The following is a 10,928-nucleotide window of genomic DNA, read 5'->3' on the forward strand; positions in this document are numbered from 1 at the left end:
CCTACTTGTTAAAAATTTCATCCTGATAATTTTAAAATTATTAGGATGGATGTTTTTAAGGTTATTAAACTCTTTTTAGATTGCAATCATTCTTTTAAAGTATTTTAAAAACTCAGTTAAGATTAACAATACAATCATTTTAAATTATTTTAATACGATTAAAAGAAGTGAAGAGGATTGAAGAGTAAAAATTAACTTTTTAAAATCCTTGCAAGTTTAAGCAAATTTGAAATTAAAAATTCTTTTTTTACGAGCTTAGAATTGGTTTTAAGCTCGTATTCGCATTTAAGCAAAAGAGTGAAAATTTCTTTATATTGTTCGATTTTTAAACTAAAGGCTTGAGAGCTTAAATTTTGTCCCACTTGAGGAGGTGGAGTATAGCCTAAAAGATCTTTAAAATCAATTTTACCATTGACTTTAGCATAAAGTGCGATTTTAAACAAACGATAAAAAGAATTATACAAAGAGTTGATTAAAGCAATTTCATTAAAATTATCTAAAATTTTTTCAAGTTCGCTTTTAAAGTCTTGTTTCTTTAAAATTTTATCAAAAAAGCTTTCAAAACTTCCTGTATTCAAACTATAGCAGTATTGTTCTATGGTTTTTTCATCTACTCTTAAACCACTAAATTTATTAAGCTCACTCGCAGCAAGATATAAGTTTTCATCAAAACTTGTAAAAAGAGTAAATAAAGCATTTTGAGTGATTTCAACCCCTAGTTGTTTTGCTTTTATGCTTAAAAGCTCCACGCCTTCTTTAGCTCCGTTAGCTTTAAAAAATCTTACAAAATGAGGAGAGAAAATTTTTTCTATATCGCTTTGTTTAGAACTTTCATCATAAAGCTCTAAAAGAAAGAAATTGTCCGTATTGTTTTTACAAAGTTCGACTAAAACTTTAAGATCTTTTGTTGGAATTTTTTTAGAAGTTTTAATTTCGAGTAATTTTTTTTCACTAAAAAGCGATCCTGCGCTTAAAAAATCACTCGCACGAGTGAAGTTGTATTCTTCAAAAAAAAGTTTCAAAGTTTCATCGGGCTTATATTTTTCTTTTATAAATTCAGCATAAAGTTCGCTTTGAAAATTATCTGCTCCATAAAGAAAGAAAAAATTAGGTATTGAATCTTTAGAAAGCAGGGTTTGGAGCTCTTTTCTATACATTTTCTTCCTTTATAAGTCTTTGGGTGATTTTAGCATAAATTTTTGCCATAACTATATCCGCTTCCATGATTTGTACTTCAACATTTTCTAGCAAATTTACACGCGTATCATAAAGGATTATATCCGCTCCTTTGATTTCATCATCTAGTTTGGCTATGCAAACTCCATCATTTTGGACAACTAAAGCTTTAAATTTTTTGCCTATATTTTTAGCTGCCCATCTAGCAAATTTTCTATCCATAAAATCAAAAGCAACCTTATCCGCCTCTCTTTCAAGTGTGCTAAGATTCTCGCAAGTGCTTTCTATGTTTAAAAGTAGATAATTAAAAAGTTTTTCATCGTTTTTTTGTTTGGCTTTTAAAAGTCTGTGTAAAATAAGATCAGAATACCTTCTTATAGGGCTTGTAAAATGTGAGTATTTATCAAAACCTAAGCCAAAATGCCCCGCATTTACGCTAGAGTATTCCGCTTTTTTTTGTGCTTTGATGATGAGTTTATCTACTTCTGCTCTTAAATTTAATTCATCAGCTAAAGCTTGTATGTCGCGTATGAGCTCAGGAAGATTGGGTTTAAAATTTACATCGATTCCGAGTTCGCGTAATTCATTTAAAAGCTTATCGATTTTTCTTGTATCAGCACTTAAGTGATTTCTAAAAACGCCTATATCTATGAGTTTTGCTGCGGCTTTATTGGCTAAAAGCATACAATCTTCGATCAAATTATGCGAAGGCGTGTCTTTTTCAAAAACTGTGCTTTTTAGACTTAAATTTTCATCTAAATTCATTCTTAATTCTTCGGTGCGAAATTCAAAGGCATTTTTAAGACGCATTTTGCGTAAATTTTTTGTGATTTCAAAAAGCTCATAAAGCCATGAAAGTTCTTTTAAATCAGGTTTTTGTACCAAAATTTCATCAACTTCATCGTAATTAAAACGGCGTTTTGAGTTGATAATACCTTCAAAAAGTTCTTCTTTGATGACTTTATTTTCATGATCGAGTGTGATTTTAAAACAATACGCTAAGCGATCTAAATGAGGTTTTAAAGAACAGATATTTTCACTTAAAGGATGCGGTAACATAGGTATAGCAATATGTGGAAAATAAATAGAAAATCCACGATTTCTTGCTTCTTTATCTATAGCGCTATAAGCATAAACATATTCGCTAACATCAGCAATAGCTACATAAATTTCTCGTTTTTGGGTGTCAAAATAAATCGCATCATCAAAATCTTTTGCATGTATAGGATCTATGGTGCAAAAAGGCAAGGCTCTTAAATCCATGCGATTTTTATACATACTCGCATCAACACTATCACCGTTTGCTAGAGCTTCTTTAATGCAAGCATCGCTAAATTCGTTATTTTTATTAAAAAGAGCTAGGGAGATTTTTTCATCTACGCTTTCATCGTGGATATGCCCTAAAACTTCTATGATATTGTTATTTTCATTTTCTATTTTTAAAATTGTCCCTAAAGGTAGTGCTTTTAAGGATTTTTGAGAAGCTTTTAAGGCGGTGCTTAATCCTGTTTTGATATTCATTCCAAGCACGGCTTCGCCATACCTTTTGGTGATCACTAAAGAAGTTTCATTGGCTTTTTTTAAAACCAAAATCACCTTTGCACTGGGGCGTTTTTTCTTTAAAGGTAGAAGTTTTACTGCGACTATATCTTTATAGTTGGCACCTTTTAGGTTTTTGTTTTCTATCAAAAGATCTTTTTTGAAACTTTCATCAAAGCATTGTAAAAAACCTGTGCCTTTGCTTGAAATATCAAGTACTCCAAAGGCAAAACCATTGTTAAGATAATATTTGTTTTTATGTTCTTTGATGATATGATTGGCTAAAAGTTCTCTTAAAATTTGTTTAAATTCATTGCTTACTTCGTGAGAACTGATGCCATAACTAAGACTGTTTAAAAATTCTTTCACTTTTGATACTTTATGATTTTTTGTAAAATTCTTACATAAAGTTTATAAAAAAAATATGAAATTTATACTTTAATTGCTATAATAACACCTTTAATTTTTAAATTTTTAAGGAGTGAATATGGCTATTATAGTATATTATGATAAAGATTGTGATTTAAATTTAATCAAATCAAAAAAAGTAGCAATCATAGGCTTTGGCTCTCAAGGACACGCTCATGCGATGAATTTAAGAGATAATGGCGTAAATGTAATTATCGGACTTCGCGAAAGTAGTGTAAGTGCTGTTAAGGCAAAAAATGCTGGTTTTGAAGTAATGAGTGTAAGCGAGGCTTCTAAGATGGCAGATGTGATTATGATTTTAGCTCCTGATGAAATTCAAGCAGATATTTTTAATGTCGAAATAAAACCAAATTTAAGTGAAGGCAAGGCTATAGCTTTTGCACACGGTTTTAATATCCACTATGGTCAAATTGTTGCTCCAAAAGGTGTAGATGTTATCATGATAGCACCTAAAGCACCAGGACATACAGTAAGAAATGAATTTACTTTAGGAGGTGGAACTCCTTGCTTGATAGCTATTCATCAAGATGAAAGTAAAAATGCTAAAAATTTAGCCTTAAGTTATGCAAGTGCGATTGGGGGTGGACGCACAGGTATTATAGAAACAACCTTTAAAGCTGAAACAGAAACAGATCTTTTTGGTGAACAAGCCGTGCTTTGTGGTGGGCTTAGTGCTTTGATTCAAGCAGGTTTTGAGACTTTGGTTGAAGCAGGTTATGAACCTGAAATGGCTTATTTTGAGTGTTTGCATGAAATGAAACTCATTGTGGATTTGATTTATCAAGGCGGTATTGCAGATATGCGTTATTCTATCTCAAATACTGCAGAATACGGCGATTATATTACAGGGCCAAAGATTATCACTGAAGAGACTAAAAAAGCGATGAAAGGTGTTTTAAAAGATATACAAAATGGTGTTTTTGCAAAAGATTTTATCTTAGAACGCCGTGCAGGTTTTGCTAGAATGCATGCAGAACGCAAAAATATGAATGATTCTTTGATAGAAAAAACAGGGCGCAATTTGCGTGCTATGATGCCTTGGATCAGTGCTAAAAAATTAGTAGATAAAGATAAGAACTAAACATTGTCGAAGAAAAAATTAGTTCAAATTCAGCGTTATTTAATCATAGCTATACTTTTTTTACTTTGCATAGCTTTAGCTTTGGGAATTTTAGTAAAATATCAAAATTCCCAAGATGTTTCTTCTGTTAAGCCGGATTATTTTATTGATAAGCAAGAAGATTTAATTTCATTAAATAAAGATCATTATGAAATTGGTATTTTTCAAGAGAATGAGTTTGATAATAATAAATCTGTAAGTATTTTAGAGCAAAAAATTCAAGAAATTGATGATTTAAATACAAGTTTAAATGAGCAAAATTTAAGCAGTGTGGAGCAGAATTTAAGTTTAGAACAAAATCAGAGTTTAGAACAAAATTTTATTCTAAAAGATACAAATTTAACCCAAGATCAAAATTTAACTTTTAATGAAGATATTCATTTAAATAAAATTTCTAAAAAACCAAAACTTGCTATTATTATCGATGATATGGCAAATGCAAGTCAGGTTAGAGGTTTAAAAGCTTTAAATTTAAAGTTAAATCCTTCTTTTTTTCCGCCAGATAAAAACCATAGCGAAACGCCAAAACTTGCTTTAAAATTTGATTTTTATATGGTGCATTTACCTTTAGCAGCAATTAATTACAATAAACCCGAGCTTGATACTTTAAATCCAAATGATAGCAAAGAAAGAATTTTTAAAAAAATCAAGCAAATTAAAAAAGATTTTAAGGATTTAAGATACATCAATAATCACACGGGAAGTTTATTTACAAGCAATGAAGAAGCTATGAGAAAGCTTTATGAGGTTTTAAAAAATCAAAATATATTTTTTGTAGATTCTAAAACTATAGGAAATTCTAAAGCAAATAAAATAGCCAAAGAGTTAAATGTTCCTTATATACAAAGAGATGTGTTTTTGGATAATGAAGATGATGTTAATTATGTTAAAAAACAACTTGAAAGTGCGGTAAAACTTACACAAAAAAAAGGTTTTGTTATAGCCATAGGACATCCTAGAAAAAATACTTTTAAAGCTTTAGAGCAAAGTAAAGATTTGTTAAAAAGCGTTGATCTTGTGTATTTGAGTGAAATTTATGGCAAGTGAAATTTTGCCTGATGAATTTTTAGAACTTTTTAAAGATTTAAAAAAGCCTCCTAAAAAATTACACTATAAAGGAAATTTATCTTTATTAAAACAAGATAAAATCGCTATTATAGGTTCAAGGCGTATGAGTGTTTATACGAAAAATTGTGTTTTTTCCTTAGCGAGTATGCTTAAAAATGCTCATCTTTGCGTGGTAAGTGGCGGTGCTTTGGGTGTGGATATCACCGCAAGTATGGCAGCTATGCCAAATACTATAGGTATTTTTGCTAATGGTTTAGATCAAATTTATCCAAGAACTAATGAAAAAATCATTAAACAAATTTATGAAAATGCTTTAGCTTTAAGTGAATACGAAGATGATTATTTGCCAAAAAATTATGACTTTTTACTAAGAAATCGTTTGGTTATTGCTTTAAGTAAGGCCGTTGTGGTTGCACAAGCAGATATAAAAAGTGGTTCTATGCAGAGTGCAAAACTTGCTTTAGAACTCAATAAACCTTTATATGTTTTACCACAAAGACTAGAAGAAAGCACAGGAACTAATTTTCTTTTAAAGGAAAATAAAGCAAAGTTAATTTGTGATTTTAAAGAATTTGTAAGTGAGTTTGCAAGTATAGATATAAATCAAGATGAATTTTTAGAGTTTTGTAAAAAAGGTGTGAGTGTTGATGAGGCTTTAAAAATTTATGGACAAAAAGTTTATGAATATGAACTTGAGGGAAAAATTTCCATAGAAGGGCTTTTTATAAGGGTTTTAGCATGAGAGCTTTGGCTTTAGATGTAGGTTTAAAACGCATAGGTGTAGCGCTTTGCATAGATAAAAAGATCGCTTTGCCTTTAGATGCAGTTTTAAGAAAAAATCGCAATCAAGCCGCTAATGAAATCAAAAATTTACTTAAAATACATGAAATTTCTTTACTTATTGTAGGCATTCCTAAGGGTGGATCAAGTGAAGAAGAAATGACAAGACGCATTAAGCATTTTGTTTCTTTGCTTGAATTTGATAAAGAAATTTGCTTTGTAGATGAAAGCGGAACAAGCAAAGAAGCTTTAGGATACGGCGTAGCCAATACACGCAAAAAAGATGGTAAATTAGACTCTTTATCCGCTTTTATCATGATAAAGGATTATTTTGCTCTCTAGAATAGAAAAACTTTATACCAAAGATGAAATGCAAAATATTTTATCTTCTTTTGCTCAAGAAAAAAATGTTTGTGTATTTGCAAATACTTTAAAAACTAGCATTGAAGAATTAGAAAAAGAATTTTTAAAACAAAAATTAAAATTTAAAAAGATCAATGCTTATTGTTATTTGTTTGATGCCAAAGATAAGGCTATCTTAAGTTCTATGAAAGCTTTTAATGAGGCGCACTTTTATATACAAAATTATTCTTCTTATTTGTGTGCTTTAAATTTAGAAGTCAAAGCAGGGCAAAGGGTTCTTGATATGTGTGCAGCTCCGGGTGGTAAAAGTATCAATCTTGCAAATTTTATGCAAAATACAGGTTATTTAGCTTGCAATGAGATGAGTAGGGATAGATTTTTTATTTTGCAAAAAAATCTTAAAAATTACGGCGTGAATGCTAAAGTTTTTATGAAAGATGGTAAAAATATAGGCAATTTATGCCCTTTAAAATTTGATAAAATCTTACTTGATGCACCTTGTTCAACTTTTGCTAAAATAGGTTTTGATTTGGAAAAAAGTTATAAAGAAATCAAAAATATTGCAAAAACTCAAAAAAAACTTCTACATTCTGCTTTAAAGGCATTAAAAATAGGCGGAGAGCTTGTATATAGTACTTGCACCTTTACCAAGGAAGAAAATGAAGAAGTGATAGAGAATGCTTTAAAAAGTGAGTTTAAATTAGAGCTTTTAGATATTGATTTGGAAAATGTTGAGGCTAAAGCAGGGCAAAGTGAAGAATTTGCTGAAATTTCAAAATGCAGACGGATTTTACCAAGCTTAGACTATGATGGATTTTTTATAGCTAAGCTTAGGAAATTATGTTAATTGATAAAATTATTCACATTTAAATACAAATTCATAAAAAAACTTAAAAAACAATAAATAATTTTTTCTTTATTTTAAAGCTTAAAGTTCTATTTTTAAGTACTTTGAAAAGAAAATCACAGCGTGAAAAGGCTGTGAATAAAGTTGAAATTTTTTTAACCTTAAAAAGATGAAATTAGTCTGATTGTATTTTTTGCAGTTTTGGAGCTATTATAGCTTGACAATATCCTTGATTGGGATTATTTATAAAATAATGTTGATGATAGTTTTCAGCTTTGTAATAAGTTTGCAATCTTGAAATTTTAGTAACTATTTTTTTGCTAAATATTTTTTGCTGTTCTTCGATGAAATTTTGAGCTAAAATTTTATCTTCTTCATTTTCGTAAAAGATTATTGAGCGATATTGTATACCAATATCTCCACCTTGTTTATCTATACTTGTTGGATCATGAATTTTAAAAAAGAGTGTTAAGATTTCAAGAAGAGAGATTTGTTTTTCATCGTAATTTATTTTGACAACTTCTATGTTGCCATCACCATTACACACGCTTTCATAGCTAGGATTTGGATTTCCTCCGCTATATCCAACTTCAGTATTGATTACACCTTTTAGGCGTTCAAATACGGCTTCAACACACCAAAAACAACCACCACCTAAAACGATATTTTTCATTGCGAGTTTTCCTTGAGTTTAGCCCTTTGAAGGGCTAGGATTATTTGTAGTTTTTGATTGCTTTTTCTAAAATTTCAATTGCAGCTTTTTCATCTTTGAAATCTTGCACTTTAACCCATTTATTTGGTTCTAAAATTTTATAAGTTTCAAAGAAATTTTTGATTTTATTTAAAGTTGCTTGTGGTAAATCTGTGTAAGTTTTTATATTGTCATATCTTGCATCTATTTTTGAATTTGGAACCGCAAGAAGTTTTTCATCCATTCCGCTTTCATCTTCCATGATTAAAACACCGATTAAGCGGCAAGGAATCACGGCTCCAGCTTGGATAGGATATTCATTAAGCACTAAAATATCTACAGGATCACCATCATCAGCCAAAGTATTGGCAATAAAACCATAGTTTGCTGGGTAAAACATCGCACTAGCCATAACGCGATCTACCATGATAGCACCACTATCTTTATCGATTTCGTATTTGATATTTGAGCCATATGGAATTTCGATTACGGCATTGATTTTATTTGGAATATCTCCGATTTTGATTTTGCTTAAATTCATTTTTTCTCCTTATATACTTTGAATTTTTTTAATCAGTTCTTTCATGTCTGCAACGATAGGTTCGATAGTGCGCTCCCCATCGATAATAAAATGAAGTTTTTTCTTTTGATAAAAATCTAAAATTTCATTTAAAGGTTCTGTATAAACTTTCATTCTATTATAAAACACTTCTTCATTATCATCTGCACCACGATTTCTGCCTAAAACTCTTTCTTTGGCAACTTCTTCGCTTACTCTTACTTCTATGACACCTTTAAGACAAATTTCATTTTGCTCACTTAAAACCTTGTCAAATTCCATCATTTGCTCTACGCTTCTTGGATAGCCATCGATGATGATAGTTTTAGTTGGAGCAGCTTTTAGAGCACAAACTATAGTATTTATAACAACATCTAAAGGAACAAGATTGCCTTTGGAGATAAAACTATCTATAGTTTTTCCAAGCTCGCTCCCACTTGCTACTTCAGCTCTTAAAAGATCTCCTGTTGAATAGTGTGTAATATTTGTCGCATCTGCTTGTGCGATTAAACTAGCATCGGTAGTTTTTCCACTACCTGGTGCACCTATGATTAAAAACAATTCTTTCATTTTATATTCTCCCTTAATTTGATTCCTAATTCTCTCATTGCTTCATTGCTAGCAGGCGATGGTGCATCTGTCATTAAGCATTGCGCTCTTTGGGTTTTTGGAAAGGCTATAACCTCTCTTATGTTGTTTGCTCCTGTAACTAGCATGATGAGTCTATCAAGTCCTATAGCGATACCTCCATGTGGTGGAGCACCAAAACTTAAAGCATCAAGCAAGAAGCCAAATTTTTCTTTTTGTTGTTCTTCATCGATATTTAAAAGTTTAAATACTTTTTGTTGAATATCATTTTTATGGATTCTTATACTACCTCCACCTAGCTCAACGCCATTTAACACTACATCATAAGCAATAGATGAAATTTCTTCTAAATCAGTCTCATCAATATTTTTTGACATGGTAAAAGGATGGTGCATCGCAGAATAACTTCCGTCATCATTTTGCTCAAACATAGGAAAATCAACAACCCATAAGAATTCCAAGGTATTTGGATCTATAAGTTTTAATTCGTTGGCTAAGAAAATTCTAAATCTTCCCATATAATCAAGCACGGTTTTTTTAGCTCCTGCACCGAAAAATACCACATCTCCTACTTCAAGCTCACAGCGTTTGCTTAGCTCATTTAAATCTTCTTCGCTAAAGAATTTGCAAAGTGGACCTTTAAGCCCATCTTCTTTAACTTGTATGAAAGCTAAGCCTTGGGCGCCAAATTTACGCACAAATTCTTCAAATCTTTGCATTTGTCTTTTTGAAAAAATAGTATCGCCTTTTGGAACGCGTATGGCTTTGATGCGATTTTTCTTTGTATCTTTGGCAATATTTGCAAAAATTTCATTATTTGACTTAGCGAAAATATCAATCACATCAATAAATTTAAGATCAAATCTTAAATCCGGCTTATCAGAGCCATAATTTTCCATAGCGTCTTTGTATTGCATTTGTCTAAAAGGGGTTTGAATTTCTTTGCCGCAAGCTTTGAAAATATCTTTTAAAAAAGTTTCAGCTACATTGATTACATCTTTTTGTTCGCAAAAACTCATTTCAATATCAATTTGTGTGAATTCGGGTTGGCGATCAGCTCTTAAATCTTCATCTCTAAAACATTTTGCGATTTGAAAATAACGATCAAAACCGCTACACATTAAAAGTTGTTTGAAAAGCTGAGGGCTTTGTGGAAGAGCATAAAATTCACCCTGATGCACACGAGAAGGCACGAGATAATCTCTTGCGCCTTCGGGAGTAGCTTTGGTAAGAATAGGGGTTTCAACTTCTAAAAATCCCATATTTGCCAAAGAATTTCTAGCTGCTATACAAGCTTTAGAACGCAAGGCAAAATTTTCATAAAGTTTAGGATTTCTTAAATCTAAAAAGCGATATTTTAAGCGTAATTCTTCATTTACACTTTCATCAGCGATAGCAAAAGGAGGTACGGCACTTTCATTTTCTATGGTAAGTTTAGAAACAACTACTTCGATTTCTCCTGTTTTTAATTTAGGATTTATAAGTCCTTCGCCACGCGGACGAATAGTGCCTTCTGCAATAAGTACAAATTCATTTCTTGCATTGGAAGCGATTTCATGAGCTTCTTTGCTATCATTTGGATCACAAACAAGTTGGATAATACCACTTCTATCTCTTAAATCTATAAAAATAACTCCACCATGATCGCGGTAGCTATTTACCCAACCGCAAAGTTTAACGCTTTGACCAACATGGGAAATTCCCAAGTCTGTATTATAATGACTTCGCAAATTTATTCCTTGAAAAAAGATTTTTTAAGATAATGAGC

The 10,928-nt window shown here is 31.0% G+C and carries 11 protein-coding genes; 5 read left to right on the forward strand and 6 right to left on the reverse strand.

Translation table 11 applies throughout. The annotated features are described in order from the left end of the window. Window positions 1-191: 191 nt before the first annotated feature. Together holA and FBF11_RS03110 are read right to left on the reverse strand one after the other, a co-directional pair. Complete coding sequence (holA, locus tag FBF11_RS03105; RefSeq protein ID WP_052785213.1) at window positions 192-1,157, reverse strand: DNA polymerase III subunit delta; 966 nt, start codon at window positions 1,155-1,157, stop codon at window positions 192-194. Continuing rightward, window positions 1,150-3,084 carry a ribonuclease R family protein gene (locus FBF11_RS03110; RefSeq protein WP_057097069.1) on the reverse strand — a complete coding sequence of 645 codons (1,935 nt, stop codon included), beginning with the start codon at window positions 3,082-3,084 and terminating at the stop codon, window positions 1,150-1,152. The genes holA and FBF11_RS03110 overlap by 8 nt, the downstream gene beginning before the upstream one ends. Window positions 3,085-3,202: 118 nt before the next feature. On the opposite strand from FBF11_RS03110, the gene ilvC reads away from it, so the two are divergent. Genes ilvC through FBF11_RS03135 form a run of 5 tightly spaced genes read left to right on the forward strand, consistent with a single transcriptional unit; the run spans window position 3,203 to window position 7,322 of the window. After that, complete coding sequence (gene ilvC / locus FBF11_RS03115) at window positions 3,203-4,225, forward strand: ketol-acid reductoisomerase (RefSeq protein WP_057097071.1); 1,023 nt, start codon at window positions 3,203-3,205, stop codon at window positions 4,223-4,225. Between the two features lie 3 nt (window positions 4,226-4,228). After that, the gene (locus tag FBF11_RS03120; RefSeq protein ID WP_002859983.1) at window positions 4,229-5,311 is read left to right on the forward strand and encodes a divergent polysaccharide deacetylase family protein; all 1,083 of its coding nucleotides are present in this window, start codon (window positions 4,229-4,231) and stop codon (window positions 5,309-5,311) included. Next, complete coding sequence (locus FBF11_RS03125) at window positions 5,301-6,074, forward strand: DNA-processing protein DprA (RefSeq protein ID WP_002868431.1); 774 nt, start codon at window positions 5,301-5,303, stop codon at window positions 6,072-6,074. The genes FBF11_RS03120 and FBF11_RS03125 overlap by 11 nt, the downstream gene beginning before the upstream one ends. Then, a complete protein-coding gene (gene ruvX, locus FBF11_RS03130; protein WP_002852281.1) occupies window positions 6,071-6,454 on the forward strand; it encodes a Holliday junction resolvase RuvX in 384 nt (127 codons plus the stop codon). The genes FBF11_RS03125 and ruvX overlap by 4 nt, the downstream gene beginning before the upstream one ends. 28 nt (window positions 6,455-6,482) lie before the next feature. Then, window positions 6,483-7,322: an RsmB/NOP family class I SAM-dependent RNA methyltransferase gene (locus tag FBF11_RS03135; RefSeq protein WP_079744478.1), complete on the forward strand. Its 840-nt coding sequence runs from the start codon at window positions 6,483-6,485 to the stop codon at window positions 7,320-7,322. Window positions 7,323-7,497: 175 nt separating this feature from the next. On the opposite strand, the gene msrA is transcribed toward FBF11_RS03135, so the two are convergent. The 4 genes from msrA to aspS are packed head-to-tail and all read right to left on the reverse strand — an operon-like array spanning window position 7,498 to window position 10,890. Beyond that, a complete protein-coding gene (msrA, locus tag FBF11_RS03140) occupies window positions 7,498-7,995 on the reverse strand; it encodes a peptide-methionine (S)-S-oxide reductase MsrA (protein WP_002874288.1) in 498 nt (165 codons plus the stop codon). A gap of 40 nt (window positions 7,996-8,035) precedes the next feature. Next, the gene (ppa, locus tag FBF11_RS03145; protein ID WP_002852138.1) at window positions 8,036-8,554 is read right to left on the reverse strand and encodes an inorganic diphosphatase; all 519 of its coding nucleotides are present in this window, start codon (window positions 8,552-8,554) and stop codon (window positions 8,036-8,038) included. A 9-nt stretch (window positions 8,555-8,563) separates the two neighbouring features. After that, window positions 8,564-9,142 carry an adenylate kinase gene (locus FBF11_RS03150; protein WP_002868428.1) on the reverse strand — a complete coding sequence of 193 codons (579 nt, stop codon included), beginning with the start codon at window positions 9,140-9,142 and terminating at the stop codon, window positions 8,564-8,566. After that, entirely contained in the window at window positions 9,139-10,890 is a 1,752-nt protein-coding gene (gene aspS / locus FBF11_RS03155; protein WP_057097074.1) for an aspartate--tRNA ligase, read from the reverse strand. The genes FBF11_RS03150 and aspS overlap by 4 nt, the downstream gene beginning before the upstream one ends. Window positions 10,891-10,928: the final 38 nt, after the last annotated feature.

It is taken from the genome of Campylobacter sp. CFSAN093224 (assembly GCF_012897395.1).
Taxonomy (GTDB): Bacteria; Campylobacterota; Campylobacteria; order Campylobacterales; family Campylobacteraceae; genus Campylobacter_D; species Campylobacter_D jejuni.